Annotated in this window: 23 protein-coding genes; 12 read left to right on the top strand and 11 right to left on the bottom strand. The window is 39.7% G+C overall.

Annotated elements, in window-relative coordinates; all coding sequences use genetic code 11:
* Positions 1-5: 5 nt before the first annotated feature.
* A complete protein-coding gene (locus BLS33_RS23625; RefSeq protein ID WP_089895637.1) occupies positions 6-1,037 on the bottom strand; it encodes a DUF3500 domain-containing protein in 1,032 nt (343 codons plus the stop codon).
* A 184-nt stretch (positions 1,038-1,221) separates the two neighbouring features.
* Here BLS33_RS23625 and mazG point away from each other — a divergent pair, with 184 nt between their 5' ends.
* Genes mazG through BLS33_RS23600 form a run of 5 tightly spaced genes read left to right on the top strand, consistent with a single transcriptional unit; the run spans position 1,222 to position 5,979 of the window.
* Positions 1,222-2,001, top strand: a complete 780-nt coding sequence (gene mazG, locus BLS33_RS23620) for a nucleoside triphosphate pyrophosphohydrolase (protein ID WP_089895635.1) — start codon at positions 1,222-1,224, stop codon at positions 1,999-2,001.
* A gap of 58 nt (positions 2,002-2,059) precedes the next feature.
* Positions 2,060-3,457 carry an MATE family efflux transporter gene (locus tag BLS33_RS23615; RefSeq protein ID WP_089895633.1) on the top strand — a complete coding sequence of 466 codons (1,398 nt, stop codon included), beginning with the start codon at positions 2,060-2,062 and terminating at the stop codon, positions 3,455-3,457.
* A gap of 55 nt (positions 3,458-3,512) precedes the next feature.
* Positions 3,513-3,740 carry a hypothetical protein gene (locus tag BLS33_RS23610; protein ID WP_089895632.1) on the top strand — a complete coding sequence of 76 codons (228 nt, stop codon included), beginning with the start codon at positions 3,513-3,515 and terminating at the stop codon, positions 3,738-3,740.
* 8 nt (positions 3,741-3,748) lie between these two features.
* The gene (locus tag BLS33_RS23605) at positions 3,749-4,324 is read left to right on the top strand and encodes a phosphatase PAP2 family protein (RefSeq protein WP_089895630.1); all 576 of its coding nucleotides are present in this window, start codon (positions 3,749-3,751) and stop codon (positions 4,322-4,324) included.
* A gap of 8 nt (positions 4,325-4,332) precedes the next feature.
* On the top strand, positions 4,333-5,979 hold the full coding sequence (locus tag BLS33_RS23600) for an ArnT family glycosyltransferase (protein WP_317039879.1): 1,647 nt from the start codon (positions 4,333-4,335) through the stop codon (positions 5,977-5,979).
* A gap of 29 nt (positions 5,980-6,008) precedes the next feature.
* Here BLS33_RS23600 and BLS33_RS23595 read toward each other — a convergent pair whose 3' ends face one another.
* From BLS33_RS23595 to BLS33_RS23580, 4 genes are all read right to left on the bottom strand, one after another.
* A complete protein-coding gene (locus BLS33_RS23595; RefSeq protein WP_245731632.1) occupies positions 6,009-6,878 on the bottom strand; it encodes a lysylphosphatidylglycerol synthase transmembrane domain-containing protein in 870 nt (289 codons plus the stop codon).
* Positions 6,868-7,824, bottom strand: a complete 957-nt coding sequence (locus BLS33_RS23590; RefSeq protein WP_089895623.1) for a glycosyltransferase family 2 protein — start codon at positions 7,822-7,824, stop codon at positions 6,868-6,870. The genes BLS33_RS23595 and BLS33_RS23590 overlap by 11 nt, the downstream gene beginning before the upstream one ends.
* A gap of 151 nt (positions 7,825-7,975) precedes the next feature.
* The gene (meaB, locus tag BLS33_RS23585; RefSeq protein WP_089895621.1) at positions 7,976-9,019 is read right to left on the bottom strand and encodes a methylmalonyl Co-A mutase-associated GTPase MeaB; all 1,044 of its coding nucleotides are present in this window, start codon (positions 9,017-9,019) and stop codon (positions 7,976-7,978) included.
* A gap of 2 nt (positions 9,020-9,021) precedes the next feature.
* The gene (locus tag BLS33_RS23580) at positions 9,022-9,582 is read right to left on the bottom strand and encodes a DUF2911 domain-containing protein (protein WP_089895697.1); all 561 of its coding nucleotides are present in this window, start codon (positions 9,580-9,582) and stop codon (positions 9,022-9,024) included.
* Positions 9,583-9,769: 187 nt separating this feature from the next.
* On the opposite strand from BLS33_RS23580, the gene BLS33_RS23575 reads away from it, so the two are divergent.
* Positions 9,770-10,195 (top strand): organic hydroperoxide resistance protein, encoded by a 426-nt coding sequence (locus BLS33_RS23575; RefSeq protein WP_089895695.1) that lies wholly within the window; start codon positions 9,770-9,772, stop codon positions 10,193-10,195.
* Between the two features lie 79 nt (positions 10,196-10,274).
* Here the strand turns inward: BLS33_RS23575 and BLS33_RS23570 are convergent, their stop codons facing one another.
* Positions 10,275-11,201: an aldose epimerase family protein gene (locus tag BLS33_RS23570; protein WP_089895619.1), complete on the bottom strand. Its 927-nt coding sequence runs from the start codon at positions 11,199-11,201 to the stop codon at positions 10,275-10,277.
* Positions 11,202-11,308: 107 nt separating this feature from the next.
* On the opposite strand from BLS33_RS23570, the gene BLS33_RS23565 reads away from it, so the two are divergent.
* The 3 genes from BLS33_RS23565 to BLS33_RS23555 are packed head-to-tail and all read left to right on the top strand — an operon-like array spanning position 11,309 to position 13,809.
* Complete coding sequence (locus BLS33_RS23565) at positions 11,309-11,851, top strand: RNA polymerase sigma factor (protein WP_089895617.1); 543 nt, start codon at positions 11,309-11,311, stop codon at positions 11,849-11,851.
* Positions 11,835-12,392, top strand: coding sequence for a hypothetical protein (locus BLS33_RS23560; protein WP_089895615.1), 558 nt, complete (start codon positions 11,835-11,837; stop codon positions 12,390-12,392). Before BLS33_RS23565 ends, BLS33_RS23560 begins: the two co-directional genes overlap by 17 nt.
* Positions 12,370-13,809, top strand: coding sequence for a hypothetical protein (locus tag BLS33_RS23555; RefSeq protein ID WP_089895613.1), 1,440 nt, complete (start codon positions 12,370-12,372; stop codon positions 13,807-13,809). Before BLS33_RS23560 ends, BLS33_RS23555 begins: the two co-directional genes overlap by 23 nt.
* Positions 13,810-13,921: 112 nt before the next feature.
* On the opposite strand, the gene BLS33_RS23550 is transcribed toward BLS33_RS23555, so the two are convergent.
* Both BLS33_RS23550 and msrA read right to left on the bottom strand, forming a co-directional pair.
* The gene (locus BLS33_RS23550) at positions 13,922-15,262 is read right to left on the bottom strand and encodes a 3-keto-disaccharide hydrolase (RefSeq protein WP_394330911.1); all 1,341 of its coding nucleotides are present in this window, start codon (positions 15,260-15,262) and stop codon (positions 13,922-13,924) included.
* Positions 15,263-15,407: 145 nt separating this feature from the next.
* Complete coding sequence (gene msrA / locus BLS33_RS23545) at positions 15,408-16,103, bottom strand: peptide-methionine (S)-S-oxide reductase MsrA (RefSeq protein ID WP_089895611.1); 696 nt, start codon at positions 16,101-16,103, stop codon at positions 15,408-15,410.
* 124 nt (positions 16,104-16,227) lie between these two features.
* Between msrA and BLS33_RS23540 the strand changes: the two genes are divergently transcribed.
* Positions 16,228-16,908 (top strand): peptidoglycan DD-metalloendopeptidase family protein, encoded by a 681-nt coding sequence (locus tag BLS33_RS23540; RefSeq protein ID WP_089895610.1) that lies wholly within the window; start codon positions 16,228-16,230, stop codon positions 16,906-16,908.
* Between the two features lie 20 nt (positions 16,909-16,928).
* On the opposite strand, the gene BLS33_RS23535 is transcribed toward BLS33_RS23540, so the two are convergent.
* Both BLS33_RS23535 and BLS33_RS23530 read right to left on the bottom strand, forming a co-directional pair.
* Positions 16,929-17,147: a hypothetical protein gene (locus BLS33_RS23535; RefSeq protein ID WP_089895608.1), complete on the bottom strand. Its 219-nt coding sequence runs from the start codon at positions 17,145-17,147 to the stop codon at positions 16,929-16,931.
* A 22-nt stretch (positions 17,148-17,169) separates the two neighbouring features.
* The gene (locus BLS33_RS23530) at positions 17,170-17,667 is read right to left on the bottom strand and encodes a DinB family protein (RefSeq protein ID WP_089895691.1); all 498 of its coding nucleotides are present in this window, start codon (positions 17,665-17,667) and stop codon (positions 17,170-17,172) included.
* Between the two features lie 358 nt (positions 17,668-18,025).
* Here BLS33_RS23530 and BLS33_RS23525 point away from each other — a divergent pair, with 358 nt between their 5' ends.
* Entirely contained in the window at positions 18,026-18,982 is a 957-nt protein-coding gene (locus tag BLS33_RS23525) for a helix-turn-helix transcriptional regulator (protein WP_089895605.1), read from the top strand.
* Between the two features lie 85 nt (positions 18,983-19,067).
* Here BLS33_RS23525 and BLS33_RS25480 read toward each other — a convergent pair whose 3' ends face one another.
* Positions 19,068-19,199, bottom strand: coding sequence for a hypothetical protein (locus tag BLS33_RS25480; RefSeq protein ID WP_262495090.1), 132 nt, complete (start codon positions 19,197-19,199; stop codon positions 19,068-19,070).
* Positions 19,200-19,318: 119 nt separating this feature from the next.
* On the opposite strand from BLS33_RS25480, the gene BLS33_RS23515 reads away from it, so the two are divergent.
* On the top strand, positions 19,319-19,519 hold a 201-nt coding region (locus BLS33_RS23515), incomplete at its 3' end, for a hypothetical protein (RefSeq protein WP_089895685.1).

Below are 19,519 nucleotides of genomic sequence, written 5' to 3'. Positions count from 1 at the left end.
TGTTTTTAGTTGTGGTGATGTGCTTCGTAATGTTCCTTCAATGCGCTCTTGGCAAAATCGTTTTCCAGATCGCGAATAGCGGTGTGTACATGATTGGCATTGTTCTGTGTGTTGGCATATTCAATGAGGAGAATAGGCCCATGAATGCGATAATAATTCGGTATGCCAGCTTTTAGACTGCCTGCCCATGCGAAACGTAGGTTTTCCATCCCCGCTTTTTTTATTCTTTTTTTGAAATGTGCGGCAAAGTCAGATTCATACGTATCCAAATACACATTTAAAAGTTCCATGAATATTTCCTTCTGGCTTTTGGAAAGCGCCGAGTATGTAATTCCTTTGGTTTCTATAATCCCAACTTCTTGTTTGTTGGTGGTGATAATTTCGTACGGAGCCTCATCTGAGAATTTCGCTGTTTTTAACTGATTTGGTTCGAGAGAATTTACAAGTTTAAAACCAAGGTCGGTTTCTCTTTTCAATACTTCCTTGCCTTTGGCTGCCGTACTTTGCACAATACCGGGATTTGACCCGAAAAAACTCGGCGTCGAGGATATTATTTTTCCATCTGTTGAAGTAAAGTTCACGGATACATGATGGCCTTCAAAACGCCAGCCCCAAAAATCGGTGGGTGAGGGGGTGCCAAAAATACAAAAGTGGTAGTTTAGGGGGTCTCGGTAGGGTCTTCCGTCAGACATTTTTTTGCTTGGGTCGTTAAGCAGTTCGTTAAGAACCTTTTCGAGCGACATGATGTCTGTTGTTTTGCGGTAACCATCTTCACTCAGTGAAGCCCTTAATAAATCTAAAGCGGCCTGCTTTTGAGCTTCATTGAAATCGTGGAACGTGGGCCCCTTGCGGTCCATGGGAACGAAGTTGAAGTTTGTTCGCTCCGCATCATCCAACGGGAAAAAGGCTTCTGACTTTAATTCTTTTGACAGTGTACCAAGAAAGTTATTGGCCTTTTCTGAAAGGTCTTGGGCGGCAGCGGTACTTAAAAAAAATGAAAAAATTATAAGAAGAACTACTTTTCTAAATGTTCTCATGTTCGGTGGTAATTTGTTTTAAGATTATTTTAGTGTACGTGGTTTATTAAAAGAAGAACCTACAATATATCGCATTTGTTGGCGAATCGAATTGAAAATGGCCTTTTTTTCAATCTTCTAAAATACTAAATAATACAACACGGTCTAATATCTTAGATTCGTACTTTTGCCAAAATATCAGTTTATGAATTCTAGGGAATCACAACTTAAGGCTTTTGATCGATTATTGACTATTATGGATGAGCTTCGCGCCCAATGCCCTTGGGACAAAAAGCAGACCATGGAGACCTTGAGACATTTGACCATAGAAGAAACTTATGAACTTGGTGATGCTATTTTAGAAGACAACCTTGATGAGGTAAAAAAGGAATTGGGAGATTTGTTGCTGCACATTGTTTTTTACGCAAAAATTGGTTCCGAGACCGAAGCCTTTGATATGGGCGATGTTGCCAATGAAATCTGCGAAAAATTGATTAATAGACATCCACATATATATGGTGATGTCGAGGTTGCCGATGAGGAAGAAGTAAAGCGCAACTGGGAAAACATAAAATTAAAAGAGGGAAAAAAGAGCGTCTTGGAAGGAGTGCCAAATGGTTTGCCATCCTTGGTGAAGGCCAACCGAATTCAAGATAAGGTCGCGGGGGTCGGCTTTGATTGGGAAAAACCCGAACAGGTCTTTGAAAAGTTGCAGGAAGAACTTGCCGAGCTTCAGACCGAAATTGATAAAAACCGACACGATGCTATGGAAGCGGAGTTTGGCGATGTTTTATTTTCAATGGTAAACTACGCCCGTTTTCTGAATATTAACCCCGAAAATGCGCTAGAACGCACCAATAAAAAATTTATAAAGCGCTTTCAATACCTCGAAGAACGTGCGAAATTGGTGGGAAAATCTTTAAAAGAGATGACTTTACAAGAAATGGATGTTTTTTGGGAGGAAGCGAAACATAATGAGCATTAAGTAGAACCCCAAATTAAAGAAAACAATAGGTGTCTAACACCAAATCCATAAAGAGATTTTGTTACAACGATATACAAAAGAATTCAGTTATAATTTAAAATTGGCGACTCCAGTAATCCTTGGGATGTTGGGGCATACCTTTGTGGCTTTTGCCGACAATGTTATGGTCGGTCAATTAGGTACTGCAGAACTGGCTGCAGTCTCCCTGGGCAATAGTTTTGTATTTATTGCTATGTCGCTGGGTATTGGGTTTTCGACAGCGATAACCCCTTTGGTGGCCGAAGCAGACGGAGCAGGACACAAAGCAGATGGAAAAAGTGCGCTGAAGCACGGATTGGTACTTTGTACCTTTTTGGGACTTTCGCTTTTCGGCCTTATTCTGTTATCTAAACCGCTGATACATTTAATGAGACAGCCGCCTGAAGTGGTTGAACTGGCGCTGCCCTATTTAGATTTGGTGGCATTTTCATTGGTGCCTTTGATAATGTTCCAAGCCTTTAAACAGTTTTCTGAGGGTCTTTCCCAAACAAAATACCCCATGTATGCGACGATTATCGCGAATGTGGTCAACATTGTCTTGAACTATCTATTCATATTCGGGTCAATGGGATTTCCAAAGTTGGGCATTGTAGGTGCGGCAATCGGTACATTGGTATCTAGAATCGTAATGCTCATATTCATTTGGATCTTGCTAAAGAATAAGAAAAAATTTCATGATTATGTTACCGGTTTCAATTTTAAGAAAATTGAAAAAAAGGTGATGAACAAAATCATAAGTTTAGGCTTTCCATCGGCACTTCAAATGTTTTTTGAGGTTGCTATTTTTACCGCCGCCATTTGGTTAAGTGGCGTATTGGGTAAGAATCCGCAAGCGGCAAATCAAATAGCCTTGAATTTAAGTAGTATGACCTTTATGGTAGGCATGGGCTTAGGGGTTGCGGCCATGATAAGGGTAGGCAATCAAAAGGGCCTACAGAGTTTCAAAGAACTTAGGCGCATCGCGATTTCTATTTTTTTCCTCACATTTCTTCTAGAAATTGTTTTCGCCATTTTGTTCTTGGTGGGCCGATTTTGGTTCCCCACACTTTATTTAGATGAGAAAGATTTGGTCAATATAATCGATAACACCGAAGTCATTGAATTAACCGCCAAATTATTATTTGTAGCGGCCTTTTTCCAAATTTCCGACGGTATCCAAGTAGTTGTTTTGGGAGCTTTAAGAGGATTACAAGATGTGAAGATCCCTACTTGGATGACCTTTGTTGCCTATTGGCTGATTGGCTTCCCTATTTCATTCTACTTAGGGCTCTATACCGAGTTGGAAAGTACGGGCATTTGGATCGGTCTGCTTACCGGACTTACGGCATCGGCCATATTATTGTATATTCGATTTAATTATTTGACGAAAAAACTGATTGTGTCCAACTCACTTGATACTTCGTTAAATAAGGAATAGAAGCAAATCTTAAAAGAAAGAACGGAAAACCGTTAACCCTATAAATCAATTCAAAATGCAATTGCCAAAATTTTTATTAGGTGACAATACCGATTATCCTACCGCTGTCTTTGTGGTGCACACCGAATATCCTCGATTTATTATTAATTTAGAAAACGATGAGGTAGAATGGTTCGAAGAGTTTTCTCAAGAGGATGAAAAGGAATTGGAAACAGAAACCGAAAACCTTATAGTCCAGGCAACCGAATTCTATGATAGGGAAGTTGCACGTTATGAGGATTAGATAGGCCTATGCTTGAAGATTTAATACATTATGACAAAGACCTGTTTTTATGGCTCAATAATATGGGTAGCCCTAATTGGGACGGTTTTTGGCTCTTTATCACCTATAAGTGGAATTTTGTCAGTTTAGCAATTTATGCAACCCTAATCGGCTTGTCATACAGATATTATGGTCTGAAAAAAACGCTGCTTGTACTGGTCACCATGGCCATATTAATTCTTACTACGGACCAACTGGCGAACTTTTTCAAATACGGAGTGCAACGTTTACGGCCATGTCACGATCCAGAGGTAAATACACTCATGCGTTTGGTCAAGGAATCTTGCGGGGGTAAATTCGGATATTTTTCGGCCCATGCGGCAAATTCTTTTGCTGTAGCACTTTTCTTTACTTTTTTGCTGAAGTCAAAACTACGCTACATAGGAATTTTCTTGATGCTATGGGCGTTTGTTGTAGCTTATAGTCGGATATATATTGGCGTTCATTTTCCGTTGGATGTACTCACAGGAATAGGAATAGGTTTGATTTTGAGCTGGTTGTTTTCAAAGTTATTTATATTTGCAACTCACAGATTCCGCCTATGATCTCTAACATGAGGTATTGGTTTTTTTTGGTTTTGATTATTTTGGTTTACATAGCCGGAATGTTCGCAACGCTTTTTGAAAACGATTCTGCACAATTTGCGGTCATGGCCATGCGAATGGTTCAAGAGAATGATTTTCTAAGCTTGTTCAAGGGCACTGAAGAGTATCTTGATAAACCCCATATGCATTATTGGCTAGCTGCGCTTTCCTTTAAGATTTTTGGTATTCATGATTGGGCCTACCGAATCCCTGCCCTTTTGGCTACGTTATTTGGTGCCTATAGTTGTTTTGGGCTGGGCAAACTACTGTACAACCGTGAGACCGGAAAGTTAGCGGTCTTGATATTCATGACGGCACAGACTATCGTTCTTTCTGTAATCGATGTCCGTACCGATGCCGTGCTTACCGGGTCGGCCATTTTTGCTATTTGGCAACTTGCCACATATATTGAGCGAGGAACATTAAGTAGTATCCTTTTAGGTGCTTTCGGAGCTGGAATAGCTTTTTCTACCAAAGGTCAAATCGCACTATTGGTTATTGGCTTACCGTTGTTGTGTCATTTGGGCTATACCAAAAAGTGGATGGCCTTCTTAAATTGGCGCGTAGTAGTTGGCCTACTCGTTTTTGGTTTGACAATCGCGCCCATGTTGTATGCCTATTATCACCAGTTCGATATGCATCCTGAGAAAATTATCAGGGGAAAAGGGAATAGAAGTGGTATCTTTTTTATTTTTTGGGAGCAGAGTTTTGAGCGATTGAGTGGAGAAGGGGTAGGGAAGAATAGCAGTGATTATTTCTTCTTTTTCCATACTTTTTTGTGGGTATTTCTTCCGTGGACGGTTTTGGGATTATTAGCGTATTGGAACCGGGCAAAGACACTGGTAAAGTCGAAGTTTGCCTTTAATCCTAACAATGAAATTCTCACAATAGGAGGAATCACATTGATATTTATAATCATCAGTTTTGCACAGTTCAAACTGCCGCATTACCTGAACATTGTAATTCCGCTTTTCTCAGTGCTTACGGCGTCCTATATTTATGGACTTTATAATAATCCTGAAAGAAAATTTATCAAGACTTTATTGGGAATACAATATTTTATTCTTGGTTTGATCTTCATCGCCTCCGCTTTCATATGCTATCTGGTTTTTAAACTCGACAACCCTTACAATTATATTTGGAAAGTGTCTTTGGCACTGGCAATTGTGTACTACATTCTCAAACAAGAAGATTATTATTTTAAAATCATTACAATTTCTGTATTGAGTTCCGTCTTTTTGAACGCCATATTGAATATGCACTTTTATCCTTCGCTATTGAAATATCAAGCGGGTTCTTCCATGGCGGAAAAAATTAAAGAGAATGGAGTTCCGGTAGCTGATATTTGTAAACTTTCGCCAGCGCATACCTGGGGTTTGGATTTCTATAATAAAAGTCCCGTAAAAATTTCCTCTTTTAAAGACATAGAAGGCAAAAAAAATATTTGGGTCTATGTAAGTGATGAGGAACTACGTGAACTGCACCAAAAAGGCTTTGATTGGGATCGACAATACTCAGTAAATCAATTCAGGATTACCAGGTTACAGGCCAAATTCCTTAATCCAAATACTCGTAAGAAAGTAGTGCGAAAAATGCATCTTGTTCATATTTATTGAGATTGCAATAATTTGGGATACCCTAGGGTTTACGCTGGTTCGACAACTTTCAAGGCAATCTTCTTAAAATGGAAATAAACTCCAAACAGTGATACTAGGGCGGTCATCAAAAAGAAAATCATACTTATGGTGACCGAAGTATTTTCATCGAGCATCAATAAAGAGGCGCCATAGAAAAAAGTTACTTCCCTACTTCCAATTCCACCGATGGTCATCGGTAGTACGGCCACAATCGAGGAGATCAGAAAAATAAAGAGATAGGCCCACGTGGTAGCCGCTATACCCAGAGCTTTGAGTATCATCATTACACTGACCAATTGGGCCAACTGTACCAAAGCTGAAAAACCAAACGATTTCCAGAATATCGGGAGCACATACGGGAAGAATTTTTTGTTCAAAAACCAAAAAACCGTAACGCTCAATACGATAGCCGTTACGAACAACCAATTAAAAGGGGTCAGGGTGTCGTTTTTTAAAAGAAGGGCAAGAATACAGGCATAGATGAATAAAAGCAAAAGTCCGCTGAGACGGTCTAATACCAAGACAGAGACAACGCGTTTCGTCTTGATGTCGAAGTTTTTCTTGAGCAAATAACCCTTGTAAGCATCGCCACCGATTCCTCCGGGAAAAAAGAGATTGTAGAACATACCTAAAAAAGCGAGTTTTAAGTTTGCCGTTTGTGTGAGTGGTATGCCAATACGATGAAAATAGAGATTTACCCTCACGGCGGAAATAATTTTTGATACCGTGAATAGTAAAAGCGCCAGAACCAGATAGGTTGGGTCTGCGCGTTTTAGCACAGCTCCTATTTCCTGAAGATTAATTTTGGTGAAAATAAAATAGACAAGCGCAATGCTTACGACCACTTTAAGGGCCGTCATCAGTTTTTTACGATTCACCACCTATCGATATTTTTTTTATTCTATACGGCCGCTTTTTCTGTGATTCGTAGTAGGTTCGAATAAGAAGCTCCATTACGATGCCTATCGTAAATAATTGTATACCACCTAAAATAAACATCATTCCGAAAATAAGTAGGGGCCGGGTTCCGATATCCTCGCCCATACCGAATTTTACGATGAGCAAATACACATTGATAAGAAAGCCTAGCATGATGAGCAATACACCAAAAATACCGAAGAGGTGTATCGGTCGTTGAAAATATTTTCTGATGAACAAGAGCAGCATCATATCGGCGACTACCTTGAAAACGCGTTCCAAACCATATTTTGATACGCCTGCGTGGCGTGCATGGTGCTTTACGGGTACTTGTTTTATTTGTGCACCTTCCAAATGGGCCAATAAGGTTATAAAGCGATGCATTTCACCATAAAGGTTGAGGTCTTTGGCAATGTCACGGGTGAACACTTTTAGAGCGCAACCGTTGTCTTTTATATCTAATTTTGTAATACGGCGAACCAAAAAATTGGCAATCTTTGAAGGAATTTTCTTAACAAGCGAATCTTTTCTTTTTTGACGTATTCCTGTAATAACATCATATTCCCCACTTAATGCCTGCTCCAACATTTGCGGAATGTCGCTCGGGTCATTTTGAAGGTCTCCGTCCATAGTAATTATGAATTCTCCTTCGGCATAGTCCAACCCGGCGGCCAAAGCCAAACTTTGCCCATAATTTTTTTTAAGTTCGATCAAGTGCACCTTGTCGTCTTTCATCTCTTTTACCACTTTGCGGGTCGCATCTTTGGAGAAATCATCAACGTAAATAATCTGATAGTTGTACCCCTTTAGGCTCTCATGAATCTTTTGGGTCAAGAGTGTTACGTTTTCTTCTTCATTATATAGCGGGACGACTACGGAAAGTGCTAAAGTAGTTACAGGATTCATTCGATGGGTTTATAGGAATGTCGTTTTGGTTCTTTGCTTGAATGTCAATACCCAAGATTATTTGGGTTCGGCAAAGTTATGTTTTTATTCATAATACTTGGTTATAGTCGGTAATCTCTCTATTTGCCGACTTCACAGCGACTTGGAATTATTATTTTTGGGCCTTGTAGGCCTTGATCAGCTTCTCTGCGGCGGTAAAAGGCGATGTTGTGCCCTGGGTTACCTCATTTATCACAGAAGGTAATGCATGGGCAACTTGGGGGTGTTGATAAAAATCAGTGGTAATTCGATTATCAATATATTGTAGCAACCAATTTTTGTTCTGTTTTCTACGATTCTTTTCAAAATAGCCATTTGAAGTAGTCAGTTCGAAAAACTTTTCGATGAACTCCCAAACTTCGGTTATACCTTTATTCTCTAAAGCTGAACAGGTAAGAACTTCCGGTTTCCAACCACTTTCTTTTAAAGGAAACAAATGCAAGGCTTTCGAGAAGTCTTGTTTCGCTATTGCGGCAGATCTAATATTTTCCCCATCGGCCTTATTTATTACCAAGGCGTCGGCCATTTCGATAATTCCCCGTTTAATCCCCTGCAGTTCGTCACCTGCGCCGGCAAGTTTCAGCAACAAGAAAAAATCGACCATACTGTGAACCATGGTTTCACTTTGGCCTACACCTACCGTTTCTATTAAAACGACATCATAGCCTGCAGCTTCACATAATATAATGGTCTCTCGGGTTTTTCGCGCTACCCCTCCTAAAGATTCGCTAGAGGGCGAGGGGCGTATAAAAGCATTTGGGTCTTTTGCCAACTCATACATTCTGGTCTTATCACCTAAAATACTTCCTTTGCTTTGCGAACTGGTAGGGTCGACCGTAAGTACGGCGACTTTTTTACCCAACGAAGTCAATTTCTTGCCGAGGGCCTCAATAAAAGTACTTTTACCGACGCCAGGAACGCCTGTTATGCCTATTCGTAAGGTTTTTTTATTTTGATTCAGACATTTTTCAACAATTAGGTTCGCTTTAGCAAGGTGCTCGGCGTTGCTGCTTTCCACTAATGTTATCGCTCTGGCTAAAGCAGTCTTATCACCTTTTTGAATGCCATGAAAGAGCTCATCGATAGATGGAATTTGTTTCCGCTTATGCTCCGGTTTGGAAATGCTCGTAGATTCACTATTTTTTTTAAGGGCCAATCTTATTTGTTAATGGGGATTTTCACTTTTGTTCGGTCCCAACTGAGCGTTAAATATAAGGAAGTCGCGTCTTCAAAAGCAATAGTGAAATGTTCTTGAACATTCGATAACTTTTCTGTTGGTACATTTACACGAACCACATCCGATTGCGGTTCACGAGTCGTTTTCTTTCCTCCGCTAAGAAGTGTTACGCCCCATTCGGGAACCTCTTTATTAAAAATGATGCTCCAGCTTTCAGGGTTGGGTTCCGTCCACAATGAATACGTACCGGCAGGTAGGTTCTTGTCGATTATCTTGATATCGGAAGCGGTAGTAAAGGTGGTGGGCTCATTGGCACCTGTTCGCCAAATAGCATCATAAGGGACCAAAGCCCCAAAAATTTCACGTTCTTTTTTAGCGGGGCTCGAATAGTTTACCGAAAGATCTATTCCATTTTCTGAATAGGTAACTGTTTTTTCTGGACTGTTTTTTTTTGTCTGTCCTTTCAAATAGGGTTGACCAACTGTGAAGAAAAGGGCAACCAGAACAATTAAAACTATTAAAAGCCATTTTAAGATTTTCATTTTCTTCGGTTTAGGTGATGAAAATTTGGAAGTTTTATAATCCTTGTTGGGATCAACTACTAAGTTACAAAACCAAATGATACCTTTTTCGTTCAATAACGGATAAAGTTTCACACAAATTTAATAGTTCCACTGCGTCTTTGATAATCATCTTTACTATCTTAAAACCTAATTTTAAATGTTGATCATGAAAACAATATTCAAAACAAAAGCGGCCAATAAAGGTGGAAGGTCTGGCCATGTTACAAGTGAAGACGGTACACTTGATTTCGCCATAAAAATGCCGGATAGTGAAGGGAAAACGGATGGGAAATCAACAAATCCCGAACAATTGTTCGCTGCCGCTTATTCAACTTGTTTTGCAGGTGCTTTACAAGTGGTTGCCAAAGAGCAAAACGTTGATGATCTTGGTGATTTTAGTGTTACAGCGATTGTCGCGTTCAATAAAGATAAAGATGGCTTTTTTATTGGGGTGACCCTTGATTGCTATTTGCCGACGGTAAATACCGAAACCGGAGAGGAGTTGGTAAATGCCGCACATGAGATTTGCCCTTATAGCAAAGCCACTCGAGACAATATTACAGTACGGTTAAATTTATTGGTTGACGTTTAAAGACACTACTAGGCTCTTAAAGAATTTTCTTATTCCGATTCTTGATTTTGATATATCTCGCAAAGCGGCTAAACAAAATCTAGAACAAAGGTAGCTGGGCTTCGTGTGTCGTGAATTTAAATTCAGACTCGTTTTTATACAACTCGCCAGGTCTGAGAACACTGCTTGGAAAATTCTTATGATTTGGCGCATCGGGGAAATTTTGTGTTTCGAAACAAATGCCGGTAAAATGTGGTGGAGTATAGACTACAACGGCGGGTTGATTTGTCTTTACATCCATAGAAATACCAGATTTCTGTGAATGTATGTGGGCCGCCCTCTTTGTATTCGGGTTGATTACATAGGGTGTATCCAAGGTTGTATCACCCATAGGCCGCTTGTTGGTGAAGTCGTATTTCGATCCTTTTACAGATACCACTTTGCCTGTTGGCAAAAGGTTTTCATGTGTTTCAACTCGTGCTGGGCAGTTTAGTTGAAGGTCATAATGTTCTAAGCTATCGCTCTCGTCAAGTTTAAAGTAAGAGTGATTGGTAAGGTTTACCACCGTTGTACGATCCGTTTTTGCTTGATGTAATATACGTAGGCTGTTATTGATCAGTTGGTATGTGACCATGACCTTTAAATTGCCAGGGTACCCTTCTTCCAAATGTTTGCTGAAATACGAAAGTCTTACATAGGGGCGATTACCATGGTTGACCTCTTCGATAGTCCAATATTTTTTACCAAACCCTTCTTTTCCTCCATGAAGATGCATTCCGTGTTCTCCGTACAACGGATAGGTTTCCCGGTCAAGCTCAAAACGGGCTTTGGAAATGCGTCCTGCAAAACGACCTACACACGCTCCGAGGTGAGCGGTATCGGTCAAATAGTCATCGGGAAAATTGGAACCAACTACCATATTGGTATATTTTCCTTGATTATTTTTCACCAAAACCTTTTGAATGATAGCACCATAATCTAATACGATCAATGTAATATATGGGGTAGTAAGCGTAACTTGTTTCAAGCGGAAATATTTAATTTTTTATAAAAGTAATCGTTTTTTGCAACATCCGAATATTTTCCTCGTCCTTAGTATAACAACAAGCTTAAACCAACAACGAAACGAATCCAATGTTTCCAATTGATGTCGTAAATCAGTGCAAAGCTAATAATAGAAAAGCGCAATTGCAGCTATATGAGCAATATTGTAATGGCATGTTTCATGTTGCCTTGCGTTTTGTTGGAAATGCCGATGATGCTGAAGATGTTATGCAGGAATCGTTTATTAAAGCCTTTGAGAAAATACATCAATTTAAAGGTGAAGTTACGTTCGGGGCATGGTTGAAGCGTATTGTAATCAATAAGAGCATTGATTTTGTAAAATCGAAAAAGGAGAATTTGGTTGCCCTGAACGAAAACCACGTATATATCGTAGAAGATGAAGATTGGTCGGTAGAAAATGATGTCACTGTCGAAGCGGTCAAATCGGCCATAACCTTGCTTCCCGAGAAATATAAATTCGTTGTTATGATGTATTTGGTTGAAGGTTATGATCATGGTGAAATAGCCCAAGTGCTTGATTTGACAGAAAACACATGCCGAACGAGATTACTTCGAGGGAAAGGATATTTGAGGGAACTATTAAAAAACAAAGTATATGGCACAAGACCTTAGGGAAATGTTCAAAAAAAAGAGGCCCGGAGCTGAACAGCTGAGCGAGGGTCATAAAGAACGCTTTTTGGCACGACTGAATACGAAATTGCCACAAAAGGCCAAGCCTTCTTTCCTTGCTCTTAAAATAGCGGCATCGGTATTAATCTTGGTCAGCATCGGTGGTTACCTATACAATTCAGTAACCAATGTTGGGTCAGCCGAACAGAAGCGTGATGTAGTATTGGAAAAAATATCATTGGGCGACTTATCTCCTGATTTGAAGAAGGTAGAAAATTATTATGTGTCAAGCATAAATATGGAGCTTTCAAAACTAGATCTCACTGCTGATAATAAAGCATTGGTCGACAGTTTTATGGAACGCATGGAAGAATTAGATCGGGAGTATGGCATTTTAAATAAAGAGTTGAATGACATAGGCCCCAATGACCAGACTATAGCAGCTCTGATAAAAAACCTGCAACTGCGATTACAGTTGTTGCAGAAGTTAAAAATGAGGTTGAACGACTTAAAATCAAAAAATGAAGCAAATACTATTATCTAAAGCAATTATGCTCTTTTTCTTTACTGTCAGCGTATTGGCATACGGTCAAAAAGAGTCAAGAACTTATACGGAGACATTTGGAGTTGGTGATGATGCCATCATTGAAATTAATACCAGCTATGCAGATATTCAGTTTGAAACATGGGAGAAGAACGAAGTCTTGGTAGAGGCTACGGTAACTATGGAAGATGCCACCCTTGACGAGGCGAATACGTATTTTGAAGATGATGTTGTGGAGATTTTGGGAAATAGTTCAAAAATCAAAATAACGACAAAAGAGAACAATTCATTCTCTATACGTCATGCAATGGGAGACTTTAGGCAAGATTTTCATTTTGAAATTCCGGACATAGAACCAATAATAATTGAAATTCCTGAGGTGGCAGAACTGAACGAATTGGTAGAAATGACAGATACACCGCCACTTCCTAATATGAATATGATGAAATTCGATTACGAGGCTTATAAAAAGGATGGAGAAAAATACATGAAGAAATGGCAAAGGGATTTTGAAAAAGGATTTGACAAGAAACATCAAAAGAAAATGGAAGAATGGGGCAAAAGAATGGAAGAACGAGGAGAACGCTACCGTGAGTTGGCCCAAAAACGGGTAGAGCAAATGAAACAACTTCATGAGGAAAGGGCGAAAATGCATGAGGAAAGGGCTGAACTGCATGCAAAAAGGGCAGAGGCCCATGTACAACGTTTGGTCAATAGGGCGGTAACAAAAAATATTGTTAGGGCAGACGATACCCTGCGAAATAATGGTCCTGATGTTTTTTATTTCAATTCAGGTGGTAAGAGTAAAAACATAAAGGTTAAAAAAACAATTAAAGTGAAAATGCCAAAGTCGGTAAAATTAAAAATGAACGTGCGTCACGGGGAAGTCAAATTAGCCGAAAACACAAAAAATATCAATGCGACACTATCACATGCGAGTCTTTTCGCAGCAACAATTGATGGTGAGCAAACGACGGTGACTGCCTCATATTCACCGGTATTGGTGGAAAAGTGGAATTATGGGCAATTGAAAATTGATTATTCCGACGAGGTAGAACTTACCGAGGTATCGAACCTGTCGTTAAGCTCGAATAGTTCTGAAGTTTCTATTGAGCGTTTGGCGAACCGAGCTTCTATAAATAATAAAATGGGGGTGGTTCGAATTTACTCGATAGCTCCCGATTTTTCCGATCTTACTGTAACTTCTGAATTTGGCGAATTGTACTTTAAATTACCTAGCTCTTCGATAAATATTAATATGAACGCCACGGCTTCGGAAGTAATGTATCCATCGAACTTGGTGTTGAATACGACAAAAGATCAAGAAAATACATTGTATGAAGGTTATAATATTAAGAACAATGGAGGTCGTTCGATTAGCATCGGTTCTAAATTCGGTGAGGTTACCTTAGAATAAATGATTTCTTGTACGGCTACAAGCAATGCTTTGTAACGATTATAAAAAGGGCGGCCTCAGAAATTCTGAAGCCGCCCTTTTTGAACTTTCATAGTATTGTTACCAATCGATACTAATCCATCGTTTTTATTTTGATATTCTTGTAGCTAACATCGTCCCCATGGTCTTGCAAGAGAATATGACCTTTGTCAACTTCGCCGAAGTTTGGCCATTTTTTGTACTTGCTTTCAGCCACGAGTTTTCTATATGCATCACTTTTTCGTTCGTATTCCAAAACCTTGGCACCATTAAGCCAATGCTCGATATGGTTGTCTTTGGCAACGATACGGGCAGTGTTCCATTCCCCAATAGGATTGATAGGTTTGCTGGGGTCTGCTTGAATAAGATCGTAAAGCGAGGCTACGGTACGGCTACCGTCATGGTTGCCCAGTTTTGCATCAGGGTGTCTGGCATCGTCTAAAATTTGATATTCTAAACCAATAGAAGAACCAGGACCTTTATTAATGTCGGTATCCACATAATATTTGATACCGCTATTGGCGCCTTCAGTAAGCTTGAAATCGACCATCAGTTCAAAATTTCCGTAAAGATTTTTAGTAACAATATCACCTCCGGCAGCAGATTCTTCACCACCAGAAGATAGTACGGTTAGCACACCGTCTTCTATTTTCCAGCCTTTTTCTGGGAATTCATCTAAACGTGCTCCGCGCCATCCATCCGTGGTTTTTCCATCCCACAACATTTTGAATCCATCTTTTTTCTCCGACACCGTCAAGTTATTTTTAGTCACGATTGGTGCTAAGGGAGATTTTTTTGAATACTTCGAGAGGTTATCTGTTAAGATGTTGATGTTTCTCCAAATAATTTCGGTTCCTGGCGTTTTGTCTTTACCGATACCGTGTACTTGAAGACCTATAAAGCCACTTGCCGTTTTGTCATCGATAAGATGCGCTGCGGGCACACCGTTGATCCATGTTTTCAAGGTGTCACCTATAGCTTCTATGCGGTAGTGGTTCCAGTCGTTTTGTTTAAAAGCTTTTTGGGCTTCAGGGTTATTATCAAGCGGATTCAACCAACCACGACGTCCTTCATCATAGATTCCAGCGCTCCAGGCTCGCTCAGAAGGGTCAATCTCGATCTGATAGCCGTGCACTCTTCCATCCCTATAATGAGGAAAGCTATTGCTACGGATTTGAATACCCGAGTTCATCGAAGAATCGACTTTGTATTCGAGCTCCAAAATGAAATCTCCGTACATCTTGTCAGATGTCATAAAGGAGTTGGGCGTATTGTTTACGGTAGTACCCACGATCGTTTCATCACGAACCATGTATTTGGCAACCCCTCCTTTTTGGGTCCATCCGTTTAAAGTTTGGCCGTCAAAAAGTGACACCCAGGGGGTATCGTCTTTTTTTTCTTCGTTACAGCCAACAAATAAGAATACGGCCACCATGGCCATAGAAATTGAATAATAGGTTGATTTTAATCTCATGTTGTTTTTTATTTGAGCCATTAAAGATAAACGTAATTCTCAACAAACAAAAAAAGCGACCCATTTAGGTCGCTCAATTTTCTCGTCAGTTCTCGCTATATTTTAATTAATGTGCCTCCTTTTTTAAATACTCAGGAAAATTTTGCTTGAACCGATTTAGTCTTGGAATCGAAACGTTTCGAATGTACGAATTGTCAGGATTGCGTTTCTCATAGTCTTGGTGATAGTCTTCGGCGTCGTAAAATTTGGTGAATTTGGTAACTTCGGTCACAATCGGGGCATCATAAATATGTTGTTCTTTGAGTGCTGCGATGTAGGTATCTATGATTTTCTTTTCTTCCTCATTTTTATAAAAAGCTATCGACCGGTACTGGGGCCCTCTGTCGGGGCCTTGACGATTTAAAGAGGTGGGGTCATGCGAACCAAAAAAAACTTGTACCAATTCGATAAAGGTAATTTCCTTTGGGTCATAATAGACCTCTACGGCTTCGGCATGCGAAGTAAGTCCACGGCCAACTTGTTCATAGGTAGGATTTTTTTCTGTACCGCCCGCATAACCTGAAACAGCTTCCTTCACACCTTTTACACTTTCGAATATGGCCTCTACACACCAGAAACAACCGCTGGCAAAATAGGCGGTCTCATATTTGGCCAAGTCTTGAGGAGCCAATTTTATGGTCTCTTTGGTAATTTCTGAAGTAACTTCCGCAACATTATTATCCCCGTTCTTTTTAGTATTCGATTGGCAACCTGTTGCAAATAAAAGTGTCAGTATTAAAATGGGTATCTGTATTCTTAGCATCGCATTAATTTTTATACTTAGTATCCATAATATACAAATACTTACGAAAAATAGGTCTAAAAAGTTTGGTACATCCCTAAAAAAGAAAACCGTTACTTCTCTTATTGTTCAATATATTTGATTCATGAATCCGTTGACAAAGTTGTTCCAAAGTTATTTAATTGAATCTATACCTATTCTAGATAAGACAATAACTAGAGAGCAGTATACTCCCTTGAATCTGTCTGCTGAAAATAGTGATTTAGTTGGGTTGAAGGTTACGGAACCCGATGTTTGTCAAAGTTATATCAACGCTGAGCTAAAAAGAAATGATGCAGAAGTCGCTTACGGCGGCTATTTGGAAAATCGTAGCCTCTATTCGGACAAGGCTGAATTTTCACGAGTAGGGGAGTCAAAAAGAACAATTCATTTGGGGGTTGATTTTTGGACGAAAGCCGGAACGACCGTTTTAGTACCCCTCAAGGGAAAGATACATAGTTTCAAAAACAATGATAGGCGAGGTGATTATGGCCCAACAATTATTCTTGTTCATGAAATAGCTGGTTTCAGGTTCCATACCCTGTACGGTCATTTGTCTTTGGAATCTTTACAGAACCTCAAAGTAGGAAAATCGTTCGAAGCAGGAACTGTTTTGGGAACTCTTGGAAATAAAGAAGTCAACGGAAACTATGCACCGCATCTTCATTTTCAAATTATAATCGATATGAATAATTGGTTAGGTGATTATCCTGGCGTCTGTGCCAAAGAAGACGTAGCCTTTTATTCCGAAAACTGCCCTGATCCCAATCTTTTGCTTAATGTTTAAGATATTGCTATTTAGTATCCTTAAGGGAGCTCTTCACAAAAAAATCCTTGGGTTTTCAATGTGGTAGAAATAATGTCAGCCCCAAGTTGTTGGGTTTCGACCCGGAGGATGTTATCACAATCCTCCAAGTCAAAATTCCAATAATCATTAGGGTCTATCAAGTTATTCAAAAGTGGGCGAAGCCTTCGTATTTGCTTCTTTCTGGTGACCGATGTCTTAAATACCAAAACTGTTTTCATATGATAGCCTTAATACGCTTGATTATCGTTCCCAGAAAGCTGGTGGCTCAATGCCCAAAGATCTTAAATATACATAGCCCTGTCCGCGATGGTGTATCTCATTGTCAATAAAATAGAATATCGAAGACATGACGGTTCCTTCGTACTGTCCAAAAATTTTAATGGTTTCCTGAAATTTTTCTATAGTAATTTGTGACCAATTCGCATTGATTTCTTCCGTAGCCCTGTCCCATAACTCTAGAATTTTGGCTTTGCTGTTGTCATGGTCAAAATGTTCTTTTAAGTCGGAGGTGTTGCCAGTCGCAATTTCTTGGATTCCCGGTCCCGCGATACCGAGAAGCTCCATGGTAAGTTGCGCAAAAGTGCGCATACCGCCAATGGAGTGGTTGAAAAAAGCTTCTTCAGGAAATGCTTCGATGACCCGTCGTGTTAGACTTCTATGCCCTTGCCAATGTTTTAGCAATTCTGAAGGGGTAATAACTTGGGCAGTTTCTTTTTGCTGTTCTACTATTGTGTTCATAAGATATGTTTTTAAGTGATTACTAATGTTATGAACAAAACTAAAACCAGTAGGTGACAGCCCTTTGTCAGTAGTAAAAATAAACGTCATAGTATTTTTTAAGTGACTTAATATTAGTTGTTTATGTAGTTTCGACTGTACGTTGAATTGTTTATATGCTGCTGACGAAGGGTTGTCACCAACCATACCTTTCTTTGTGTTGCAACTGAAAAAAAACCTATGATACTTCTCGAAATAATGCGACCGACTGATTTTAAAATGGCGGGTCGGATAACTGTAATGAAAGCGAAAAATGAAACCCTTCTTCAAGACAAGCTTTAATCTGAAGTCCTATCTTTGGAGTATATGTTATTCAATTATGGGTATTGATACTGTAAAACGCTTTGATCGCATTGTCGCCATATTGATTCAGATGCAATCAAAACGTATTGTAAAAGCTCAAGAACTTGCCGATCGCTTTGGCGTAAGTCTTCGGACCGTATATCGTGACATAAGAACATTAGAAGCTTCTGGTGTTCCGATAGTAAGCGAAGCCGGTGTGGGGTATTCCATTATGGATGGGTATCGACTTCCTCCGGTAATGTTCACCCGTGAAGAGGCCGGTAGCTTTGTTGCCGCAGAGAAGCTGATGCAAAAGTTCACCGATGCATCGCTTGGAGCATATCACAAATCGGCGATGTATAAAATAAAGTCCGTACTACGCGGAAAAGAGAAGGATTGGATTGCCGCTTTGGAGTCGCAGGTCATTATCGATCCCGCCCAAGTGCTGTTCAATGAAAAGATACCAAATGCACTTGAAGTTCTTTTTGAGAGTATGGCAGAAAAAAAACAGGTATTTTTAAAATATCAATCTTTGGAAGCCGATAAACCATCTGAAAGACATATCGAACCTGTAGGATTGTTTCACGAGAACAACTTTTGGTATGTATTGGGCTATTGCCATTTAAGAAAAGACTATAGGCAATTTCGTACCGATCGGATGATGGCCATTCGATGCATTGGACAGCCCTTTGAATTGCTACACGGTACAATTGATGAATACCGGAGCAAAAAAAGCGAGGGTAAGAAAACTAAGATCAGGATTCTTGTCGATAGAACTGTTGCCCGATATATTAAAAGTGGAAGTAAATCATTTGGTTTCGTTTCTGAGGAAATAAAAGATGATAAGGTTGAAATGACCTTTATGTGCGCCGACTTGGTACACGGTTTCCCCAGATGGTATATGATGTTCGGTGACCATGCTAAAATTTTGGAACCTGAAACCCTAAAAATCCGTGTCAAGGAACTCCTGAAACAAACAGAGCGCATGTTGTAACGTTTTTGAAAAAACAATGAACACGGTTAAAATTTACTAATTTAGCTCTTCTCCTTACTATAAGCTTTACTCCTTTTAGCGCTCCTTAAAGTACCCCATTCTTTTTAATAGTAGATATGATATCTCGCATTCGCGTCGATTTATGACATTGTTCACTGTCGTATCGATAAAAAACACCTTCTTCCGATAAGGTGTTTTTGGGGCCCGTTACGCTCATCGAACATTTTTTGCCTTTAATCCGAAGTTGGGCAACTTAACGAGTTTAAAAGGTTTTTGAACGAATGGAAACCCCTTATAATGGGGCCTGTGGCGTTTTATTTATATAAAACGCAAGTCATGAAAACTATCTTAACTATCACTTTTGTTCTTTTTATCGGAATGGCCGCCCAAGCCCAAGAAGCTAAAATCGATACCAATGTAGTTGAGGTTGAAATGGCCGATACCAAAGAAGTTAAGTTGGAGAGCAAGACTGAAGTTGCCCGTTTGTACAAGTTCAAGAATTCAAGGGTAAAAAAAGCTTTGGCCTTTACCACGAAG

Source organism: Kriegella aquimaris (assembly GCF_900103215.1).
Lineage (GTDB): Bacteria > Bacteroidota > Bacteroidia > Flavobacteriales > Flavobacteriaceae > Kriegella > Kriegella aquimaris.
Note: the sequence above shows the minus strand (reverse complement) of the source record. Positions and strands in the feature narration are given on the sequence as shown.